Raw genomic sequence first — 20,528 nt, 5'->3', positions numbered from 1 at the left:
CTCGCCTGCGGGCGTAAGGGATCGTTAATCATGTATATAAGGATCGCGTTAACCATAATTTGACGATTGTCTATGCAAAGTCCGACTTGGCTTGATGGGTTTGCCGGGGCGAGGTTCGGACAATGGCTGCATCGCGACTGATGATACTGGGCGTAGCGGTCGCCGCCGCGGGTGGCGCTGGTTTTGTCGCCAAGAACATGTCTGCTCCGCCTCCGCCGGAGGTCATCGTCGAATCCGGCCCGCAACAGCCGCAGCTCGCGCTTACCGACGTGCTGGTGCTCACCGGCGACGTGCCGATGGGCGGCGTCGTGGAAGGCAACATCAGCTGGCAGCCTTGGCCGAGCGATGCGGTCAATCCCAATTTCATCACCCGCAGCGCCGAACCCGAGGCGCTGGAAAAATTCAAGAATTCGGTCGCCCGCCTCGCCATGTATGGCGGCGAGCCGCTACGCAAGTCGAAGCTGATCGGCGAAGGCCAGAGCTTCATGTCGGCGGTCCTGCCGGCAGGCAGTCGTGCCGTCGCGACCGCGATCTCCGCCGACACATCCGCCGGCGGCTTCATTCTGCCGAATGACTACGTCGACGTGATCATGACCCGCCGCAGCGATGCCGCGAAGTCGGGAAGCGGTTTCATCACCGAGACCATCCTCAAGAACATCCGGGTGCTGGCCATCGACCAGACCATCCAGGAGGATGAGGAAGGCAAGAAGGTCAAGGTCGGCGAAACCGCGACGCTGGAACTCACCGCCCAGCAGGCCGAGATCATCACCGTCGCCCAGCAGATGGCGGACCGCCTCACCCTTGCACTGCGCTCGGTCGCCGACGCCCAGGAAAGGAACCTCGCCGAGGCCGACTACCTGGTCTCGGGCAGTGGCAAGCGCGGCACGGTGCGCCTCATCAAGTCAGGTGAGATTTCCGAATCGGGAGCAAGGAAATGAGGTCCTCCGCCAGACTTCTTGTCACTGCTGCAACGTTGGCGCTGAGCTCCGTTGTGGTCTGGCAATCGCCCGTCCTTGCCGCCAAGGCGAGGGTCGGCGCGGAAAATTCCAGCCAGCGCGTCAAGCTCGGTCTTAACAAGTCGGTGGTCATCGACCTGCCGTCCGACGCCTACGACATCCTGGTCGCCAATCCGGCGGTCGCCGATGCCGTGACACGCACGGCGCGCCGCATCTATCTGTTCGGCAAGTCGGTCGGCCAGACCAATATCTTCGTCTTCGGGCCCAATGGCGAACAGATCGCCAGCCTCGATCTCGCCATCGAGCGCGACGTTGCGGGACTTGAGGACTACATCAAGCGCTTCATCCCGAATTCGCAGATCAAGGTCGAACTGATCAACGACAACGTCGTGCTGACGGGCACCGTCGACACGCCGCTCGATGCCAAGCGGGCCGTCGATCTGGCGACCATCTTCGTCACCGGCGGTGAGGCGACGACCGGGCAATATTCGCAGACCGCCAGCGGCGGCTCGGAAAATGGCGGCGTCGACATCGACAATCCAGACTCGACGCGACAGAAGAGCAAGATCGTCAACCTGCTCCAGATCGTCGGCGACGACCAGGTGATGCTCAAGGTCACCGTCGCCGAGGTCAGCCGCACGGTTATGAAGCAGCTCGGCGTCAACATGATTGGCTCGGGCGATGCCAACGGCATCAGCTGGGGTGCCATCAGCGACAGCATCCCAGGTCTTGGCAAGCCGCTCGGCGCCTCGCAGGTGTCCATCGGCACCTCGCTTCTCGATGCGTATGTCAATGCCATGGAGCAGGCCGGCGTGATGAAGACGCTTGCCGAGCCGACCCTCACCGCTGTCTCGGGCGAGAAGGCGACGTTCAAGGTCGGCGGCGAGTTCAACCTGGTCACCAACCAGGAAGGAAACAGCTCCGGCGGCCGGACGTACGAAATCGAAAAGATCGAATACGGCATCGGCCTCGAATTCCAGCCGGTGGTGCTGTCCCCCGGGCGCATAAGTCTTAAGATCAGGACCCAGGTCTCCGAGCCGACCACCGAAGCGTCGGTCTCGCTCTCGGGAGGCGGATCCCGCGGGGCAACGTTCAATTCGCCCGGCATGACGGCGCTATCGATCCGCAAGCGCCTGGCCGACACCACGGTGGAGCTGCCTTCCGGCGGATCCATGATGATTGCCGGCCTCGTCCGCGACGACGTGCGTCAGGCGGTCAACGGATTGCCCGGGCTGTCCAAGATCCCGGTGCTTGGCACCCTGTTCCGCAGCCGCGATTTCGTCCGCAACGAGTCCGAACTCGTGATCATCGTCACGCCGTATCTTGCCCGTCCGGTGGCGCGTAACGAACTCGCCAAGCCAGACGACAATTTCAACGCCGCCAGCGACGGCGCCGGCATGTTCCTCGGCCGCGTCAATCGCGTCTACGGCACAATGAAAACCGACAAGCCCATGGGCCGCTATCACGGCGTCGTCGGCTTCATCTACAAATGAGCGGGGATAGGGGCATGTCTCAGGCAATACACCACGCCACGTGCACGACCAGCCGGACCCGGCTGGAAACGTCGCGCCTCTTCCGTCCGCTTCTGGCGGCCGCCGCCGTCGCCCTTGTCGCCGGTTGCGCGACCAACCGCGACAGCGTCACCGTCGGCTCGATCCCGGATGATTACCGCACCAATCACCCGATCGTCATTGCCGAGAAGAACCAGACCCTCGACATCGCCGTCGGCAACAGTGACCGCGGCATCTCCAAGGGCCAGGAGGCGACATTCGTCGGCTTCCTCAGCGATTACGACAGCCGCTCCAAGCCGGCGCTGACGATCATGGTCCCCGCGGGGGCTTCGAACGACGTCGCGGCGAACGAGGCCGCACGGGCTCTGGCGCGCGTGGCTACCAGGAATGGCGTTCCGTCGAACCGCATCGACATCGCCCGCTACCAGGCGGCCTATGCCGATGCCGCGTCGCCGGTGCGCGTGACCTACACCGCCATGCGGGCGCAGACCGACCGTTGCGGCCGCTGGCCCGAAGACGTGCTCAACACGACCGAGAACAAGCATTACGCAAATTTCGGCTGTTCCTATCAGAACAACCTCGCCGCACAGGTTGCCAACCCCGCCGACTTGCTTGGACCGCGCAAGCAGACGGAGATCGACGCCGAAAATCGCGGCGAAGTGATCGATCTCTACCGCAAGCGCGGCATTACCACGGAGTTCAATAAGAACTCCGAAGTGAACTATTGATCGCGAGCTATGGGAAGAACGAGACAATGAGCAATCTCGCCTACGATTCCCAGCCTGAGAACGCGGAGCAGCCGCATCAGGACATGGCATTGATGCAGGCGCTGCGGCCCGTGCCGCGCATCTCCATCCAGGCCTTCTGCGAGAGCGACAGCGTCGCCGGCCCGATCGAACGGGCGGGCGCCGACCGGCGCATGGCCAAGGCCCATCTCCAGGTCCATATGGGCGGGGTCGAGACTGCCGTCGAAGTCTATCGCGGCGCGCCGACGCCCAACCTGATCATCCTCGAATCGCGCGGCGAACCGAAGACTCTCCTCGAATCGTTGCACGCGCTGTCGGAATATTGCGACCCGAGCTCCAAGGTCGTGGTCATCGGGCACTACAATGATATTGCGCTCTACCGCGAATTGATCCGCTCGGGCATCTCCGAATACGTCGTGGCGCCTGTGTCGACCGCCGACATCGTCAGCGTGATCTCCTCGATCTTCGTCGATCCCGAGGCGGAGCCGATGGGGCGCTCGATTGCCTTCGTCGGCGCCAAGGGTGGCGTCGGCTCCTCGACCATCGCCCACAACGTCGCCTGGAGCATGTCGAACCTGTTCAAGTCGGAAGTGGTCGTTGCCGACCTCGACCTGGCTTTCGGTACCGCCAACATCAACTTCGACCAGGACCCTGCCCAAGGTATTGCCGAAGCCGTGTTTGCGCCCGAGCGCGTCGACGAGGTCTATCTGGACCGTCTGTTGGCGCAATGTGCCGAACACCTGTCCCTGTTGGCCGCGCCCTCGACGCTCGAGCGCGTCTATGATTTCGACGCCGAGGCATTTTCTCAGATCATCGACACGGCCCAGCGCAGCACGCCGCTGCTGGTGCTCGACGTCCCCCACATCTGGAGCGGATGGAGCAAGAACACGCTTGCCCGTGCCGACGAAGTGGTCATCACTGCGACGCCCGAGCTCGCCAATCTGCGCAACACCAAGAACCTGGTCGACATGCTCAAGCGGCTGCGGCCCAACGATCCGCCGCCGAGGCTGATCCTCAACCAGGCAGGCCTGCCCAAGCGTCCGGAAATCGCCGCAAGCGATTTCGCCGAACCGCTCGGCATCACCCCGATGTCCGTCATTCCCTTCGACGCGCTGCTGTTCGGCAATGCCGCAAACAATGGCCGCATGCTGGGCGAGATGGATGCCAAGAACCCGATCGTCCAGACGATGAACGAGATTGCGCACGTGCTGACCGGAAGGTCGGAAGCCAAGGCCAAGAAGCAGTCGGGTCTTGGTGGAATCCTGGCCAAGCTCAAGGCACGCAAGAAGTGATACCCGCGCGGCGGAGGCGATAGTCGACCATGTTTGGCAGAAGAGGCAGCGACGACGGCAACCGCTCAACGCCGGGATTCCGCCCGAACGCACCGATACAGGCGCCGGTCGCAAACACCGGTGACACGCTGGTTGCGCCGCGCCCACCTGCGCCGGCTGCCGCGCCCGCGGAACCGGCCGCGACGCAGCGGCGCACGGTCCAGCCGACGGCGCCATTCGCCGCCGAACCGCGCAAGCCGCAGCGCGAACGCAGCGAAAGCTACTACGATACCAAGAGCCAGGTCTTTTCGGCGCTGATCGATACAATCGACCTGTCGCAGCTGGCCAAGCTCGATCCCGACAGCGCGCGTGAGGAAATTCGCGATATCGTCAACGACATCATCGCGATCAAGAACTTTGCGATGTCGATCGCCGAGCAGGAAGAGCTGCTCGAGGATATCTGCAACGACGTTCTCGGCTACGGTCCGCTGGAGCCCTTGCTCGCACGCGACGACATCGCCGACATCATGGTGAATGGCGCCAGGAACGTCTACATCGAAGTCAACGGCAAGGTCGAGCAGACCGGCATCCGCTTCCGCGACAACCAGCAACTGCTCAACATCTGCCAGCGTATCGTCAGCCAGGTCGGTCGCCGCGTCGATGAATCCTCGCCGATCTGCGATGCGCGCCTGCCCGACGGCTCCCGCGTCAACGTCATCGCGCCGCCGCTGTCGATCGACGGCACTGCGCTCACCATTCGAAAGTTCAAGAAGGACAAGCTGACCCTCGACCAGCTCGTCAAGTTCGGCGCCATTTCCCAGCATGGCGCCGACGTGCTGAAGATCATCGGCCGCGTCCGCTGCAACATCGTCATTTCAGGCGGTACCGGTTCGGGCAAGACGACCCTGCTCAACTGCCTGACCAACTATATCGACCGCGACGAGCGCATCATCACCTGCGAGGACTCGGCGGAACTGCAGCTGCAGCAGCCGCATGTGGTCCGCCTCGAAACCCGCCCCGCCAACCTGGAAGGCGAGGGCGAGGTCACCATGCGCGACCTCGTCAAGAACTGCCTGCGCATGCGCCCTGAGCGGATCATCGTCGGCGAAGTGCGCGGACCGGAGGTGTTCGACCTGTTGCAGGCGATGAACACCGGCCACGACGGCTCGATGGGCACCATCCACTCCAACAGCCCGCGCGAGTGCCTCAACCGTATCGAGTCCATGATCGCCATGGGCGGCTATTCGCTGCCGCAGAAGACGGTGCGCGAGATCATCGTCGGTTCAGTCGACGTCATCATCCAGGCCGCCCGCCTGCGCGATGGCTCGCGCCGCATCACCCACATCACCGAGGTGATCGGCATGGAAGGCGACGTCATCATCACCCAGGACCTGGTACTCTACAACATCAAGGGCGAGGACCAGAACGGCAGGCTTCTTGGCCAGCACGTTTCTACAGGCATTGGCCGGCCGCATTTCTGGGACCGGGCACGCTACTTCGGGGAGGATGTCCGGTTGGCCAATGCTCTCGAGAGCATGGAAAAGAGTGCTGACTGAGATGACGCCGACAACGATGCGAGCAGGGAGGAATTAGGGCGCCATGTTCGGGCTTGATGCCTCAATGCTGGTCTTTGTCGTCCTTGCCGGTCTGAGCGCCGGCCTGGTGGCCTACGCTTTCCTGTTCAAGCGCATGGAAAGCGAGAGCAACACCGAGCGCCGCCTTTCGACCGTGCGGCAGACCGAAATGGACCGCTCGCTGGTCAAGGCTTCGCGCGATCGGACTGCCGAAGTCGCCAAGCGCCGGAAGTCTGTCCAGGACACGCTCAAGGAACTGGACGACAAGCAGAAGGCCAAGGACCGCAACATCAAGAAGCCGCCGCTGAAGGTTCAGATCAAGCAGGCCGGCATGCTGGTGACGATCGAGCGCTTCTACGTCTATTCCGTGGTTTGCGGCATCGTGACGACCCTTCTCGTCTACATGGCCGGCGCCCCGCTGATCCTGCTGCCCGGTGCGCTTCTCGCCGGCACGGTCGGGCTGCCACGCTGGTTTGTCGCCTTCCGGCGCAGCCGCCGGGTCAAGCAGTTCCTCGAAGAGTTTCCCAATGCGCTCGACATCATCGTGCGCGCGGTGAAATCTGGCCTGCCGCTCAACGACGGCATTCGCTTGATCGCGTCGGAATCGCCGGAGCCGGTACGGGGCGAGTTTCGCCGCATCGTCGAGGCCCAGCAACTTGGCATCGCCATCCCCGACGCGGCCCTGCGCATGACCGAGACCATGCCGTGTCCCGAAGCCGGGTTCTTCGGCATCGTCATCCAGATCCAGAGCCAGGCCGGCGGCAACCTGTCCGAGGCGCTGGGCAACCTGTCGCGCGTGCTGCGTGACCGCAAGAAGATGAAAGCCAAGGTTCAGGCGCTGTCGATGGAAGCCAAGGCCTCGGCGGCCATCATCGGCGCCCTGCCGATCATCGTCGCCTTCCTCGTCTACCTCTCGAGCCCGAACTACATCATGCCGCTGTTCACCACGAACACCGGCAATCTGATCCTGGGCATCTCCGGCATCTGGATGTCGATCGGCATCTTCGTCATGCGCAAGATGATGAATTTCGAGGTCTAGTGCACAAATGACCGATCAAGTCGTCAAGTCGCTCACCGACCCGTCCTTCCTCATCGCCCTGCTGGTCGGCATCGCCGTCTTCGCCACGGTCTTCACGGCCATGCCGTCGCTGATCGGCAATCCGCTGAAGGCGCGCATGAAGGCTGTTGCGCTGGAACGTGACGAGTTGCGTGCCAAGCAGCGTGTCCGTCTGGCCGCCGAAAGCGATCGCCGCCGCGGCGCGCTACGCGAGCAGCAGCATGCCGGTATGCGCAACATTGTCGAGCGCCTCGACCTGCGCCGCGCGCTCGTCGACGAAGGCACGCTCAACAAGCTGAAGGTTGCCGGCTTCCGCGGCCAGAATCCGTTGACCCGCTTCCTGTTCTTTCGCCTGGTGCTGCCCTTCGTCGGCTTGGTGCTGGCCGCCGTCTATGTCTTCGTAATGGGCGGAGCCGCGGAAAAGCCGGTCTTCGTCAAGATTTTCATCTGCATCGTGGCGGCCTATGTCGGCTTCTACCTGCCGGTGCTCTATGTTTCCAACCGCGCCACCAAGCGCAAGCAGTCGATCCAGCAGGCATGGCCGGACGCGCTCGACCTGATGCTGATCTGCGTCGAATCGGGCATGTCGGTGGAAGCGGCGCTACGCAAGGTCGCCGATGAGATCGGGTCGCAATCCGTCGACCTCGCCGAAGAGTTCGTGCTCACCAACGCCGAGCTGTCCTACCTGACCGAGCGTCGCCAGGCTTATGAGAACCTTGCCGCCCGCACGGGCCTCGATTCCGTCAAGTCGGTGACCCAGGCCCTGATCCAGGCAGAGCGCTACGGCACCCCTGTCGCGCACGCCCTGCGCGTGCTGGCGGCCGAAAGCCGCGACATGCGCATGAATGCCGCCGAGAAGAAGGCCGCCGCACTTCCGCCCAAGCTGACGGTGCCGATGATCCTGTTCTTCCTGCCGGTGCTGTTTGCCATCATCCTCGGCCCTGCCGGCATCCAGATCAGCGAACGTGGCCTCTTTGGCGACAAGCAGCAGTCGAGCAGCGAATAGGCTCCGGTTAGCCCGGACAAAACGAAAAAGGCCGCGTCGGACGACGCGGCCTTTTTCGTGTCCGCGCCATGCGGTCAGTTGGTGGTCGGCTTGTCCTCGGCCTTGATCTGGTTCCAGGCGTTCTGCTGGGCAAGCATGTTGCGGAGATAGGTGACATTGGCCTGCGCCTGCTCGGGCGAAAGCTCCTGTTTCGCGATCTGCTCGGCTTCGCCGAACCGCCCCTGGAGGCCGACGGCGAGCGCAAGGTTCTGGCGCACGCGGCTGTCGGCGCCCTGCTGCGAAGCAGCCGAGCGCAGATAGGTCTCAGCCGACTTCAGGTCGCCTTCGAGCACGTAGGACATGCCGAGATTGGAAAGCACGGTCGGTTCGTTCGGCTTGAGGTCGAGCGCCTTGCGATAGAGGCTGCGCGCGTCCTGTGTCTGGCCGAGCTGGTCGAGGATCGCGGCTTCGGCCGAGACCAGCTTCCAGTCGGGATATTCCGGGGTCTGGGCGCGGCGCACGGCGTCGAGCGCCGGCTGCAACTCGCCCGAGGCGGCCAGCGCCTTGCCGTAAGCGGCGAGCACGTCCCGGTCCTTGGGGTAGCCGATCGCGAGCTTGCGCATCACCGCCAGCGACTGGTCCGTCTGACCCTTCATCTGCAGCGCCGAGGCATACTGCATCGCCACCGGCTTGTTGTTCGGATCGCTGGCATAGGTGCGTCCGATCTGGTCGGTGGAGCCGGCGATCGCGCCGGTCGACATGGTGTCGACCGATTTGCCGCGACCGATCGAACCGGTGGTCATCTTGCTGGTGCCGCAACCGGCGACGCCGGCCATCAGCAGCGCCACGAAAGCCGCTCTGGCAAGGCTTTTTCCCGTTGCGTTCATCGAGCGATTGGTCAACATCGGAGGCAGGTCTCCATTCGTCCGCGTGGCCGTTTCGCGGCCATTTCCCCGCTTTGGAGAAATAATCTGTTAACCCTAACGGATGGTTAAGAGTGCCCTGATGCACCGAGCCTTCCGACACTGAAGGAGCCGAAATGCCGGTCGAACTGCTCGACGCCAAGTCCAGCGATGCGCTGCCGATCCACCTGGTTGCCAAGGATGGCCTGGGGAATGCCGGTTTTGCCCCCGAAATCGTCGCCTGGGCCAGTGCCAACGGCTTCGCCGGCGAGGCCGGCAAGGTTCTTGCCATTCCCGGCGCCGATGGCCGGCTGGCCGGTGCGCTGTTCGGCACGGGCCAGCAGGAGAACGGGCTTGGCTACGGCGTTCTTGCCCGCAACCTGCCCGAAGGCGAATGGCATTTCGCCACTGCGCCGGCGCATCCCGAACTGGCGGCCCTTGCTGTCGCGCTCGGTGGCTACAGCTTCACCCGCTACGGCAAGAAGCCGGGCAGGGAGCTTGGGCTCGCTGTGCCTGCGGGCGCGGATGCAGCCCGCCTGAACCGCTTGGTCGACGCGGTGTTCCTTGTCCGCGATCTCGTCAACACGCCGACCAACGACATGGGCCCCGCAGCGCTTGAGGCAGTGGCTCGTAACCTCGCTGGCGCACATGGCGCCGAGGTCCGCGTGACGATGGGCGACGACCTGCTCGAACACAGTTTCCCGATGATCCACGCCGTCGGCCGCGCCTCGCATGAAGCCCCGCGGCTGATCGACCTGACCTGGGGCGCGCACGATGCCCCCAAGGTCACGCTTGTCGGCAAGGGCGTCTGCTTCGACACCGGCGGCCTCGACATCAAGCCTGCCTCGAGCATGCTGCTGATGAAGAAGGACATGGGCGGTGCCGCCAACGTGCTCGGCCTCGCCTCGATGATCATGGCGGCACGGCTGAACGTCAGGCTGCGCGTGCTCATCCCCGCGGTGGAGAATTCGATTTCAGCCAACGCCTTCCGCCCCGGCGACGTGCTGCAGAGCCGCAAGGGCATCACGGTCGAGATCGGCAACACCGACGCCGAGGGCCGGCTGGTGCTCGCCGACGCGCTTGCCCTCGCCGACGAGGAGCAGCCGGAAATGCTGGTCGACATGGCGACGCTGACGGGGGCCGCACGCGTCGCCCTCGGTCCGGACCTGCCACCCTTCTACACCGACGACGATGCCCTGGCGGCCGAGCTCGCAGCCGCATCCGGCGCGGTCGAGGACCCGATCTGGCGCATGCCGCTCTGGAGGCCGTACGACGCAAAACTGTCTTCGAAGATCGCCGACATGAACAACGTCACGTCGGACGGTTTTGCCGGCTCGATCACGGCAGCCCTGTTCCTCAAGCGCTTTGTCGAAAAGACCACCGCCTGGGCGCATTTCGACATCTTCGCCTGGAACCCGACGGACCGCCCGCACGGCCCGGCCGGCGGCGAAGCCCAGGCGATCCGCGCCCTCGAAAAGGTAATCTCGGCACGCTTCGGCTGACCGGCACTTCGCCGCTCGCAAACGTGAGGGCGGGCCACGACAGGCCCGCCTTGCCTTCGCCCTAAATTCTGCATTGAATGAAACGGAACCGAAACAAATCCAGTGGATGCTGGCGGCATGCCGATCGCATTGCGCCCGAGCCAGTCGTTGAAACTGCTGCAGCTGTTTGCCTTGTCCGAGGTGCGTGACAACGCGCCCGACCTGACGCTGCGCCAGATGGCGATCCTGCTCACCATCTATCTCGACCCGCCGCCGCACACGGTGCGCGGGCTGGCGGCCCGCCTCGGCGTCAGCAAGCCGGTCATCACCCGCGCGCTCGATACCATGGGTGCGCTCAAGCTGGTGTCGCGGCACCGCGACCCGAGCGACAAGCGCAACGTGCTGATCAGGCGCACCGTCGAAGGCGCGCTCTATGTCGAGAGATTGGGCGATGCTATCATCGCCAAAGCCATGGAGCTTCCGATTTGACCGCCCGCGACAGCCGCCTTCACGCTTTCCGTCCCGACCTTGCCGACGCCCGCCTTGAGGGCGAAGTGGCGGCCGAGCGCTACGTCGCCGGCCGTCCGGCGCGTGTCTCCGCACCCGTCGCCGACATGCGCAAGGCGCCCCGGCCGGATGCCGGGCTCAACACGCAATTGCTTCACGGCGACGACGTGATTGTCTTCGAGGAGGCCGACGGCTTCGCCTGGGTCCAGGCCGAGCGCGACGGCTATGTCGGCTATGTCGCCTCGGGCGACCTTGCGCCGCGCGGCCCGGCGCCGACTCATGTCGTCAGGGCGATACGCACCTTCCTCTATCCAGGCCCTGACATGAAGCTTCCGCGCGGCGCCGCATTGTCGCTCGGTTCGCGGGTTGCGGTGACCGGAAATGCCGAAACGCGTGGCACGACATATGCCCTGCTTGCCTCGGGCGAGGCGCTGGTCGCCCAGCACCTCGCGCCGCTGGCAACTAGGGCCGACGATTTCGTTTCGGTGGCGGAACGGCTGGTCGACACGCCCTATCTCTGGGGCGGCTTCAGCGCCTTCGGCATCGACTGCTCGGGGCTGGTCCAGCTTTCGATGCGCATGGCCGGCCGCGACGTCCTGCGCGATTCGGACATGCAGGAAGCCTCGCTCGGCAGTCCGGTCGATGCGGGTGCGGATTTTTCGCAGTTGCGGCGCGGCGATCTCGTGTTCTGGAAAGGCCACGTCGCGATCATGACCGATGCGGTGAACATGATCCACGCCAATGGCCACACCATGACGGTGGCGCGCGAAGGCCTGCGCGATGCCATCGACCGTATCGGCTACCTCTATGGCGGGCCGACCGGGTTCCGCCGGCCTTGAGGGCTTCTGGCTCCTAGTAGCCAGTCGTGCGGTCGACGATGTTCTCCAGCGGCTCGCCGCGCTCGAAAGCGTCCATCTGTCTGAGCATCGGCGGCACCAGGTGCGTCGGGTCGGACGTCGCGGCCGCATGCGGCGTGACGAACACCTTCGGGTGGTTCCACATCGGGCTCGTCTTGGGCAGCGGTTCGACCTCGAACACGTCCAGGCTCGCTTCTTTCAGCGTGCCGTCGTCGAGCGCGCGCAGGATGTCGGCGTCGCACTGCAGCTTGCCGCGACCGGCATTGATCAGCACCGCGCCGCCGAGGCCGTTGCGCCGGCGCAACTCCTTGAGCAGGCCGTAGCTGATGATGCCCTTTGTCGCTTCGGTCAACGGCAGCAGGACCACCAGGATGTCGGTGGCGTTGAGGAACGGCACCAGCCCGGCATCGCCGCTGAATGTGGTCACGCCCGCGACTTCCTGCGGCCGGCGGCTCCAGCCATTGACGCGGAAGCCGGCGGCCTTGAGCGCTTCGGCCGCCGCGCGGCCGAGATTGCCCAGGCCCATGATGCCGACCGAGATGTCGGCGGCGGGCCGCTGCGGCGGCTCGTGCCAGGCCTTCTTCGTCTGCTGGGCCCGGTAGAGCTGGCCCTGGCGGTGATGGTCGAACACCCGCCACAACACATACTCGACCATGTGCTGGGTCAGGTTTTCGTCCACGACGCGGACGATTGGGGCCGCAGGCAGGTTGGGATCGGCAAACAGGTGATCGACGCCGGCGCCGATCGAAAAGATGGCCTTCAGGTTCGGCAGTTTGGCCAGCAGGCCCGGCTTCTGTTTCCACACCACGGCATAGTCGATCGACGGGTCGGCGGCACCTTCCGGTTCGAGCACCACCTCGCGCTCCGCCGACAGCAATTCATACCAGCGCTGCGGGTTGAATCCGGTGATCGAAAGAAGAACCTTGCCCTTGCCCGCCATGCTATGCCCTTGATGCTATTCGCTGACCACGCCGGTGGGCGCGGTCTCGATCTTGAACGCCGCCGATATCAGCGCCCGAGTGTAGTCCGTTTGTGGACGCTCGAAAATCTGCTCGGACGGCCCGGCTTCGACAACCTTGCCGTTGCGCATCACGATGACGTCGTTGGCCAGCGCACGCACGACCTTGAGGTCGTGGCTGATGAACAGATAGGCGAGGTCGTGCTTGGCCTGCAGGCTTCGCAACAGGTCGACCACCTGCGCCTGCACGCTCATGTCGAGCGCCGAGGTCGGCTCGTCGAGCATGACGAAGCGCGGCTTGAGCACCATGGCGCGCGCGATGGCGATGCGCTGGCGCTGGCCGCCGGAGAATTCATGCGGATAGCGGAAGCGGGTTTCGGGGTCGAGGCCGACCTCGCGCAGCACGTCGACGACCTTGCGGTCGCGCTCGGCCACCTTGAGGCCGGGCTCGTGGATCTTCAGCCCCTCCTCGATGATGTCGGCAATCGACATGCGCGGGCTGAGCGAGCCGAACGGATCCTGGAACACGATCTGCATCTCGCGCCGGAGCGGCCGCATCGCGTTGAAGCTGAACTTGTCGATCTCGCGGCCGTCGAAGTCGATCTTGCCTTGGGACGAGATCATGCGCGTCAGCGCCAGTCCCAGCGTCGTCTTGCCTGAGCCCGATTCGCCGACCACGCCGACGGTCTGGCCGGCGCGGACGGCAACGTCGATGCCGTCGACCGCCTTCACATGGTCGACCGTCTTGCGGAAGAAGCCCTGCTTGATCGGGAACCAGACCTTGACGTCGGAGCCGGACATCACCGTTTTCGCCGCCGCGTCGGCCACCGGCGGCCTGCCCTTGGGCTCGGCGGCCAGCAGGTGGCGCGTGTAGCTGTGCTGCGGGTTGGCGAAGATTTCCTTGGTCGGCCCGGTCTCGACGATCTGGCCCTTGGTCATGACGCAGACCCGGTCGGCGATGCGACGCACGATGCCGAGGTCATGGGTGATGAACAGCATCGACATGCCCTTGCGGGCCTTCAGCTTGGCGAGCAGTTCGAGGATCTGCGCCTGCACGGTGACGTCGAGCGCCGTCGTCGGCTCGTCGGCGATCAGCAATTCCGGCTCGTTGGCGAGCGCCATGGCGATCATCACGCGCTGGCGCTGGCCGCCCGAGAGCTGGTGCGGATAGGCGTCGAGCCGCTTGCCGGGTTCGCGGATGCCGACTTCCTCGAGCAGTTCGAGCGTCCGGGCGCGCGCCTGCTTGTCGCCCATGCCCTGGTGCAGCGACAGCACCTCGACGATCTGCCGCTCGATGGTGTGCAGCGGGTTGAGCGAGGTCATCGGCTCCTGGAAGATCATGGTGATCTTGTTGCCGCGGACCTTGCGCAGGGCGTTTTCGTCGAGGGCGAGCAGGTCCTGGCCACCGAACATCATGCGTCCCGAGGGGTGGCTCGCCGGCGGGTAGGGCAGGAGCTTGAGCACCGAAAGCGCCGATACCGACTTGCCCGAGCCCGATTCGCCGACCAGCGCCACCGTCTCGCCCTTGGCGATGTCGAAGGAGATGTGGTCGACGGCGGTCGTCGTCATGCCGCCCTGGCTGAAGGCGACGGACAGGTCCTGGACGGAAAGGAGAGGGGCGGCGCTCACTTGAACGTCTTCCTTGGGTCGAAGGCGTCGCGGGTCGCCTCGCCGATGAAGATCAGCAGCGACAGCATCAGCGAGATCACGACAAAGCCGGAGAGGCCGAGCCATGGCGCGTTGAGGTTGCGCTGGCCCTGCTTGAGCAACTCGCCGAGCGAGGCCGAGCCCGGCGGCAGGCCGAAGCCGAGGAAGTCGAGCGAGGTCAGGGTCGAGATCGAGCCGTTGAGGATGAACGGCAGGAAGGTCAGCGTCGCGACCATGGCGTTGGGCAGCAGGTGCCGGAAGATGATGGTGCGGTTGGACACGCCGAGTGCGCGCGCCGCGTTGACATATTCGAAGTTGCGGGCGCGCAGGAACTCGGCCCGTACCACGCCCACCAGCGCCACCCAGGAGAACACCAGCATCAGCCCGAGCAGGATGAAGAAGCCGGGTGGCAGGATGGCGGCAACGATCAGGAGCAGGTAGAGCACGGGGATGGCCGACCAGATTTCGATGAAGCGCTGGAACAGGAGATCCGTCCAGCCGCCGAAATAGCCCTGCATGGCGCCGGCCGAGACGCCGATCAGCGCCGAGCCGGCGGTCAGGATCAGGCCGAACAGCACCGAGATGCGGAAGCCGTAGATGACGCGGGCGAGCACGTCGCGGGCCTGGTCGTCGGTGCCGAGCCAGTTCCAGTTGCCGACGGTGCAGTTGGGATCGTCGACGCCTTGCGGATAGCGCTGGCAGCGGACGTCCTTGGGATACATCCACGACGGCTTGGCGGGTGCGGCCTCGGGAATCTCGTTGTTGGTCGTGCGGTAGGAATAGCGCACCGGCGGCCAGATCATCCAGCCATTGGCCGCCACCGCCTCCTGCACCACCGACATGCGGTAGTCGGTGACGGGCAGGAAGCCTTCGTCGCCGAGGAACGTCTCTTCGCCATAGTCGCTGACGATCGGCGAATAGAATTCACCCTTGAAGCGGATCAGCAGCGGCCTGTCGTTGGCGATCAGTTCGGAAAACAGCGTGAGCACGAACAGGACGAGGAACAGCCACAGCGACCAGTAGCCGCGGCGGTTGGCCTTGAAGCTCTGCCAGCGTCGCTTGTTGATCGGGGAGAGCCATGGCCGCTTGACCGGTGCGGCAACCGTATCGACCGCCGACATCAGACGTCCCTCCGCTCGAAGTCGATGCGCGGATCGATCCATGTGTAGGTCAGGTCGGAGATCAGGCTGACGAACAGTCCCATCAGCGAGAAGATGTAGAGGTTGGCGAAGACCACGGGATAGTCGCGGTCGAGCACCGAGCGGAAGCCGAGCAGGCCGAGCCCGTCGAGCGAGAAGATGTTCTCGATCAGCAGCGACCCGGTGAAGAAGGCAGAGATGAAGGCACCGGGGAAGCCGGCGATGACGATCAGCATGGCGTTGCGGAAGACGTGGCCGTAGAGCACCTGGCGCTGCGACAGGCCCTTGGCCCGGGCGGTGACGACATACTGCTTGCGGATCTCGTCGAGGAACGAGTTCTTGGTCAAAAGCGTCGTGGTGGCGAAGGCCGACAGCACCAGCGCGGTCAGCGGCAATGCCAGGTGCCAGAGATAGTCGAGCACCTTGCCCCCCAGCGACAACTGGTCGAAATTCTCCGACGTCAGGCCGCGCAACGGGAACCAGTCGAAGAACGAGCCGCCGGCAAACAGCACCATCAGCAGGATGGCGAACAGGAAGGCCGGGATGGCGTAGCCGATGATGATGATGCCGCTGGTCCAGATGTCGAAGGACGAACCGTCCTTGACCGCCTTGCGGATGCCGAGCGGGATCGAGATCAGGTAGGACAAGAGCGTGATCCAGATGCCGAGCGAGATCGACACCGGCATCTTCTCGAGGATGAGATCGAGCACCGAGACGTCGCGGAAATAGCTGTCGCCGAAATCGAAGCGGATGTAGTTCCACAGCATCATGAAGAAGCGTTCGAGTGGCGGCTTGTCGAAGCCGAACTGCTTCTCCAGCTTGGCGATGAATTCGGGATCGAGACCTTGCGCGCCGCGGTATTTGGACGAGCCTTCACCGCCGGCCGGGTCGAAATTGTTGCCGCCGACGTCGCCTCCGCCGCCCGAAAGGCGGTCGCCGGCGTCGCCGCCCTGGCCGGTAAGCTTGGCGATGACCTGCTCGACCGGGCCGCCCGGTGCGAACTGGATGACCGCGAACGAGATCGCCATGATGCCGAACAGCGTCGGGATCATCAAAAGGATACGGCGGAGGACGTAGGCGCCCATCAGGCGTGGCTCCCCGGGCGGAGCATAGCTTCAAGCGAAAAGATGTCAGGTCTTGCCAATACGTGCAGCCTTGTCCTTGTCGAACCACCACATCGCCTCGACGGGGAAGCCGAAATCCGGCTTCGGCTCCTTGTAGCCGAACATGTCCCAGAAGGCGGCGCGGTGATTCGCCGAAAACCAATTTGGAATCCAGTCTTGCCGGGCGCGCAAGACCCGGTCGAGTGCGCGCATGGCAACTGTCAGCGCTTCGCGATCCTTGGCCGCACCCACGGCGTCGATCAGCGCGTCGATGGCCGGATCGGCGGTGCCGGGCAGGTTGGTCGAACCCTGCAGGCTGGCCGAGCGCGAATGGAACAACCCGTCGATCTCGTCGCGGCTGGGCGTCGCCGAAAACGACGCCGCGGCCGAGATGGCGTCATAGTCGAATGTCGTCTGCCGCGCCTGGTGCTGGGTCGAATCGACCATGCGCAGCGATGCCGCGATGCCGATCGCCTTCATGTTCTCGACCCAGGGTGAAAAGACGCGGACCAGGGAATCGTCGTCGACGAGGATTTCGAGCGTCAGCGGCTCGCCTTTGGCGTTGCGCAGGCTGCCGTCCTTGCGGGCCCAGCCGGCCTCGGAGAGCAGCTTCGAAGCCCGGCCGAGCAGCTTGCGGTCGCGACCCGAACCGTCGGAGGGCGGCTGCAGCACCGCCTCGCCGAATGCCTCCTCGGGGATACGGCCGCGGAATGGTTCGAGCAGCGCCAGTTCGGCCGGTGAGGGCAGGCCTTCCGCCTTGTAGGTCGATTTCTCGAAGGTCGACTGCGAGCGCTCATAGGCGCCGTAAAACAGGTTGCGGTTGGTCCATTCGAAGTCGAAGCACAGCGCGATCGCGCGCCGCACGCGCGGGTCCCGAAACCGCTCGCGCCGCTGGTTGAGCGCCAGCGCCTGCATCGATGGGCGCTTTTCGCTGGGAAACTCGCGCTTGACCACCTTGCCGGCCTTCAGTGCCGGGAAGTCGTAGCCGGTCGCCCAGACGCGGGAGACGTATTCCTGCCGGTAGAGGATCGCGCCCTTCTTGAAGGCTTCGAAGGCGGCCTGCCGATCCTGGTAGAACTCGATGCGGATGCGGTCGAAATTGTAGAGGCCGCGATTGACCGGCAGGTCGCGGCCCCAATAGTCGGCGACGCGCTCGAACTCGATGATCTGTCCGGGCGAGACGCGGCCGACCTTGTAGGGGCCGGAGCCCAGCGGTGCCTTGAGCTCAGAGCCGTCGAACGGATTGGCCTCGAAGAAGGCCTTGGCCGGGATCGGGTATGTCGCGATGTCGAGGATGGTCAGTTCCGACTGCTTGCCGTCGAAGCTCAGGCGCAGCGTATGCGCGTCGACCGCCTTCGCTTCCTTGAGATGGCTGAGCGGCAGCAGCAGGTTCGGATGGCCGTCCTTCTTGAACAGGTTGAAGGCATAGACCGCGTCCTCGGCGGTGAACGGCGTGCCGTCGTTGAAGCGCGCCTCGGGCCGGAGCGCGAAATCGAAGCTGTTGCGATCGTCGGAAATCGTCACCGACTTTGCCAGCAGGCCGTAGATGGCGTCGGGCTCGTCGATCGCCCGCGTCATCAGCGAATCGTAGCAGAGTTCCATGCGCGGCGGAGAATCGCCTCGGCTGACGAAGGTGTTCAGCGTGTTGAAGGTCTGCGGGTTCTGGTTGAAGACCCAGTAGGACGGCGAAAAGTTGAACGTGCCGCCCTTGGGCGCATCGGCATTGACGAAGTCGAGATGCGTGAAGTCGGGCCCGTACTTCAGATCGCCGAAGGCCGACAGTCCGTGCAGCCCGGCATTGGTGGGGCTGGCCGCGAAGACGCGTCCCGGCATCAGAGGTGCGACGGCTGCAGCCGCACCTAGCGCCAGGACGTCGCGACGGGTCGGGCGCGGTCTCAATTTGCTCCCTTGTACTTGGCGGCGAGTGCCGCCTCCTTGTCCTTGTCGATCCACCAGGAATCGATGTCGGCGCCGATTAAGCCGGGCTGCTTCTCGGGGATGCCGAACTTGTTCCAGTAGGCCAGCCACAGCACGGCGCGGTGGTATTGCGGCACGACGTAGTAGTTCCACAATAGGACGCGGTCGAGCGCATGGGTCGCGGCCAGAAGGTCGTCGCGGTCGGTGGCGAAGATGACACGTTCGACCAGCGCGTCGACGATCGGGTCGCTGATGCCCATGATGTTGCGCGAGCCGGGCTTGGCCGCTGCCTTGGAGCTCCAGAAGTCGCGCTGCTCGTTGCCGGGCGAGGACGACTGGTTGAGCATCGTCGTCGTGGCGTCGAAGTCGAAATTGTTGATCCGGTTGATGTACTGGCTGGTGTCGACCATGCGCAGCGTCGCGTCGATGCCGAGCCTGCGCAGGCTGTCGATGAAGGGCGTCGCGATGACCTCGTCGGTGGCGTCCTTGCCGAGGAACTCGATCTTGAACTGCTCGCCGGTCTTTTCGTTCATCAGCTTGCCGCCGCTGGCGCGCCAGCCGGCCTCGGCGAACAGCGCGACCGCCTGGCGCAGATGCTGCCGCTCGGCCTGGGGCGTGTCGTAGACCGGCAGCTTGAATTCTTCGGTGAAGAGTTCGGGCGGCAGCTTGTCCTTGTAAGGCGTCAGCAGCTCCAACTCCTTGCCGGCCGGCAAGCCACTCGAGGCGAGGTCCTGGCCCTGGAAGTAGCTGTTGGTGCGGGTGTTGAGCCCGAAGAACAGGGTGCGGTTCATGTACTCGAAGTTGTAGGCCAGCGTCAGCGCCTCTCTGACACGGCGATCCTGGAACTGCGGACGGCGCAGGTTGAGCGCATAGCCTTGGAACGGTTCGCCCGACGAGGTCTTGAATTCCTGCTTGATGACGTCGCCGGCCTTGAACGCCGGGAAATTGTACTGCGTCGACCAGCGGCGCGAGCTGTTCTCGGGCTTGACGTCCTCGAACCCGCCCTTGGTGAAGGCCTGCCAGTCGGCATTGTCGTCGAGGAAATAGGTGTAGCGGCGCTTGTCGAAATTGTTGCGCCCGACATTGACGCCGACGGTGGCCGCCCAATGGTCCGGCACGCGCGCCCAGACGATTTCGGTGCCCGGCTTGAAGCTTTCCACCTTGTAGGGGCCTGAGCCGAGCGGGATTTCGAGCGTCGGCCGCGTCACGTCGCGCTTCTTGCCGGAAGCGTCGGTGCCTTCCCACCAGTGCTTGGGCAGGACCACCAGGTCGCCGATGATCTTGGGCAGTTCGCGATTGCCCTTCTGGTCGAAGCGGAATTCGACCTCGCGATCCGAGACTGCGACGGCTTCCTTCACATTGGCATAATACTGGCTGTATTGCGGGCTGTTGGCCTTCAGCACGTTGAACGACCAGACGACGTCGTCGGTCGTGATCGGCTTGCCGTCATGCCACTTGGCGCGCGGGTCGATGCGATAGGTCGCCGACGAATAATCGGCCGGGTACTTGTAGGCATCGGCAACCAGGGGATGGCTGGTGCTGGGCTCGTCGCGCGATTGCTCCATCAGCGTTTCGTAGAGCAGGCCGCCGCCGAAATAGGTGAAGCCGGCAGCGGCGGCGCCCTGTACGATATAGGGATTGAAGCTGTCGAACGTGCCGCCCACGGTCGAATTCAGCGTGCCGCCCTTGGGCGCATCCGGATTGACGTAGTCGTAGCGCTTGAACTCCTGGCCGTATTTCGAAGGGCCGGTCAGCGACGAGCTGGTTTGCCATTCCTGGGCGCTCGCCGGCAGCAGGATGCCCGACGCCACGACAATGGCGAGGCCGGCGGTTGCAAATATCCTGGTCAGGCAAGCCGTCATCAAAATCCCCTTCGCCCGGTGCGTCGCGACACTCTAGTTGTTTCGCCGTGCATGG

At 64.4% G+C, this 20,528-nt stretch carries 17 protein-coding genes; 10 read left to right on the top strand and 7 right to left on the bottom strand.

All coding sequences use genetic code 11. The annotated features are described in order from the left end of the window. The first annotated feature begins 122 nt into the window (after window positions 1–122). The 7 genes from cpaB to ASC75_RS22465 are packed head-to-tail and all read left to right on the top strand — an operon-like array spanning window position 123 to window position 8,121. Complete coding sequence (gene cpaB / locus ASC75_RS22495; RefSeq protein ID WP_055980757.1) at window positions 123–938, top strand: Flp pilus assembly protein CpaB; 816 nt, start codon at window positions 123–125, stop codon at window positions 936–938. Further along, window positions 935–2,449: a type II and III secretion system protein family protein gene (locus tag ASC75_RS22490; RefSeq protein WP_055980754.1), complete on the top strand. Its 1,515-nt coding sequence runs from the start codon at window positions 935–937 to the stop codon at window positions 2,447–2,449. Before cpaB ends, ASC75_RS22490 begins: the two co-directional genes overlap by 4 nt. Window positions 2,450–2,463: 14 nt before the next feature. After that, window positions 2,464–3,195, top strand: coding sequence for a CpaD family pilus assembly lipoprotein (locus ASC75_RS22485; RefSeq protein WP_055980751.1), 732 nt, complete (start codon window positions 2,464–2,466; stop codon window positions 3,193–3,195). A gap of 26 nt (window positions 3,196–3,221) precedes the next feature. Next, the gene (locus tag ASC75_RS22480) at window positions 3,222–4,505 is read left to right on the top strand and encodes a CpaE family protein (RefSeq protein WP_055980748.1); all 1,284 of its coding nucleotides are present in this window, start codon (window positions 3,222–3,224) and stop codon (window positions 4,503–4,505) included. A gap of 29 nt (window positions 4,506–4,534) precedes the next feature. After that, window positions 4,535–6,040 carry a CpaF family protein gene (locus ASC75_RS22475; RefSeq protein WP_055980745.1) on the top strand — a complete coding sequence of 502 codons (1,506 nt, stop codon included), beginning with the start codon at window positions 4,535–4,537 and terminating at the stop codon, window positions 6,038–6,040. Between the two features lie 43 nt (window positions 6,041–6,083). Further along, window positions 6,084–7,097, top strand: a complete 1,014-nt coding sequence (locus tag ASC75_RS22470) for a type II secretion system F family protein (protein WP_055980743.1) — start codon at window positions 6,084–6,086, stop codon at window positions 7,095–7,097. Window positions 7,098–7,104: 7 nt separating this feature from the next. Beyond that, complete coding sequence (locus tag ASC75_RS22465; protein ID WP_055980740.1) at window positions 7,105–8,121, top strand: type II secretion system F family protein; 1,017 nt, start codon at window positions 7,105–7,107, stop codon at window positions 8,119–8,121. 74 nt (window positions 8,122–8,195) lie between these two features. Here ASC75_RS22465 and ASC75_RS22460 read toward each other — a convergent pair whose 3' ends face one another. Then, window positions 8,196–9,005: a tetratricopeptide repeat protein gene (locus tag ASC75_RS22460; RefSeq protein ID WP_055980733.1), complete on the bottom strand. Its 810-nt coding sequence runs from the start codon at window positions 9,003–9,005 to the stop codon at window positions 8,196–8,198. Between the two features lie 134 nt (window positions 9,006–9,139). Between ASC75_RS22460 and ASC75_RS22455 the strand changes: the two genes are divergently transcribed. The 3 genes from ASC75_RS22455 to ASC75_RS22445 all read left to right on the top strand — a co-directional run bounded on the left by ASC75_RS22455 (window position 9,140) and on the right by ASC75_RS22445 (window position 11,829). Further along, the gene (locus tag ASC75_RS22455) at window positions 9,140–10,504 is read left to right on the top strand and encodes a leucyl aminopeptidase family protein (RefSeq protein WP_055980730.1); all 1,365 of its coding nucleotides are present in this window, start codon (window positions 9,140–9,142) and stop codon (window positions 10,502–10,504) included. 117 nt (window positions 10,505–10,621) lie between these two features. Then, window positions 10,622–10,972, top strand: a complete 351-nt coding sequence (locus ASC75_RS22450) for a MarR family transcriptional regulator (protein WP_055981032.1) — start codon at window positions 10,622–10,624, stop codon at window positions 10,970–10,972. Next, complete coding sequence (locus ASC75_RS22445) at window positions 10,969–11,829, top strand: NlpC/P60 family protein (protein WP_055980727.1); 861 nt, start codon at window positions 10,969–10,971, stop codon at window positions 11,827–11,829. Before ASC75_RS22450 ends, ASC75_RS22445 begins: the two co-directional genes overlap by 4 nt. Before the next feature lie 13 nt (window positions 11,830–11,842). Here the strand turns inward: ASC75_RS22445 and ASC75_RS22440 are convergent, their stop codons facing one another. The 6 genes from ASC75_RS22440 to ASC75_RS22415 are packed head-to-tail and all read right to left on the bottom strand — an operon-like array spanning window position 11,843 to window position 20,473. After that, window positions 11,843–12,787, bottom strand: coding sequence for a glyoxylate/hydroxypyruvate reductase A (locus ASC75_RS22440; RefSeq protein WP_055980723.1), 945 nt, complete (start codon window positions 12,785–12,787; stop codon window positions 11,843–11,845). A 15-nt stretch (window positions 12,788–12,802) separates the two neighbouring features. After that, a complete protein-coding gene (locus ASC75_RS22435) occupies window positions 12,803–14,434 on the bottom strand; it encodes an ABC transporter ATP-binding protein (RefSeq protein WP_055980720.1) in 1,632 nt (543 codons plus the stop codon). Then, complete coding sequence (locus ASC75_RS22430) at window positions 14,431–15,573, bottom strand: ABC transporter permease (RefSeq protein ID WP_055980717.1); 1,143 nt, start codon at window positions 15,571–15,573, stop codon at window positions 14,431–14,433. Before ASC75_RS22430 ends, ASC75_RS22435 begins: the two co-directional genes overlap by 4 nt. Then, entirely contained in the window at window positions 15,573–16,676 is a 1,104-nt protein-coding gene (locus tag ASC75_RS22425) for a microcin C ABC transporter permease YejB (protein ID WP_055980714.1), read from the bottom strand. Before ASC75_RS22425 ends, ASC75_RS22430 begins: the two co-directional genes overlap by 1 nt. A gap of 45 nt (window positions 16,677–16,721) precedes the next feature. Next, entirely contained in the window at window positions 16,722–18,593 is a 1,872-nt protein-coding gene (locus tag ASC75_RS22420; protein WP_055980711.1) for an extracellular solute-binding protein, read from the bottom strand. Then, window positions 18,590–20,473, bottom strand: a complete 1,884-nt coding sequence (locus tag ASC75_RS22415; RefSeq protein WP_055980708.1) for an extracellular solute-binding protein — start codon at window positions 20,471–20,473, stop codon at window positions 18,590–18,592. The genes ASC75_RS22420 and ASC75_RS22415 overlap by 4 nt, the downstream gene beginning before the upstream one ends. Window positions 20,474–20,528 lie beyond the last annotated feature (55 nt).

The organism is Aminobacter sp. DSM 101952, from assembly GCF_001424795.1.
In the GTDB taxonomy this organism is placed as follows: Bacteria; Pseudomonadota; Alphaproteobacteria; order Rhizobiales; family Rhizobiaceae; genus Aminobacter; species Aminobacter aganoensis.
This window is presented reverse-complemented; position numbering and strand designations above follow the sequence as displayed.

What these genes read in the sequence shown, in the direction of transcription:
- ASC75_RS22440 (WP_055980723.1), bottom strand. Translation starts at nt 12,787, where the DNA reads ATGGCGGGCAAGGGCAAGGTTCTTCTTTCGATCACCGGATTCAACCCG.
- ASC75_RS22415 (WP_055980708.1), bottom strand. Translation starts at nt 20,473, where the DNA reads ATGACGGCTTGCCTGACCAGGATATTTGCAACCGCCGGCCTCGCCATT.
- ASC75_RS22485 (WP_055980751.1), top strand. Translation starts at nt 2,464, where the DNA reads ATGTCTCAGGCAATACACCACGCCACGTGCACGACCAGCCGGACCCGG.
- ASC75_RS22425 (WP_055980714.1), bottom strand. Translation starts at nt 16,676, where the DNA reads ATGGGCGCCTACGTCCTCCGCCGTATCCTTTTGATGATCCCGACGCTG.
- ASC75_RS22450 (WP_055981032.1), top strand. Translation starts at nt 10,622, where the DNA reads ATGCCGATCGCATTGCGCCCGAGCCAGTCGTTGAAACTGCTGCAGCTG.
- ASC75_RS22460 (WP_055980733.1), bottom strand. Translation starts at nt 9,005, where the DNA reads ATGTTGACCAATCGCTCGATGAACGCAACGGGAAAAAGCCTTGCCAGA.
- ASC75_RS22465 (WP_055980740.1), top strand. Translation starts at nt 7,105, where the DNA reads ATGACCGATCAAGTCGTCAAGTCGCTCACCGACCCGTCCTTCCTCATC.
- cpaB (WP_055980757.1), top strand. Translation starts at nt 123, where the DNA reads ATGGCTGCATCGCGACTGATGATACTGGGCGTAGCGGTCGCCGCCGCG.
- ASC75_RS22470 (WP_055980743.1), top strand. Translation starts at nt 6,084, where the DNA reads ATGTTCGGGCTTGATGCCTCAATGCTGGTCTTTGTCGTCCTTGCCGGT.
- ASC75_RS22480 (WP_055980748.1), top strand. Translation starts at nt 3,222, where the DNA reads ATGAGCAATCTCGCCTACGATTCCCAGCCTGAGAACGCGGAGCAGCCG.
- ASC75_RS22490 (WP_055980754.1), top strand. Translation starts at nt 935, where the DNA reads ATGAGGTCCTCCGCCAGACTTCTTGTCACTGCTGCAACGTTGGCGCTG.
- ASC75_RS22455 (WP_055980730.1), top strand. Translation starts at nt 9,140, where the DNA reads ATGCCGGTCGAACTGCTCGACGCCAAGTCCAGCGATGCGCTGCCGATC.
- ASC75_RS22430 (WP_055980717.1), bottom strand. Translation starts at nt 15,573, where the DNA reads ATGTCGGCGGTCGATACGGTTGCCGCACCGGTCAAGCGGCCATGGCTC.
- ASC75_RS22475 (WP_055980745.1), top strand. Translation starts at nt 4,535, where the DNA reads ATGTTTGGCAGAAGAGGCAGCGACGACGGCAACCGCTCAACGCCGGGA.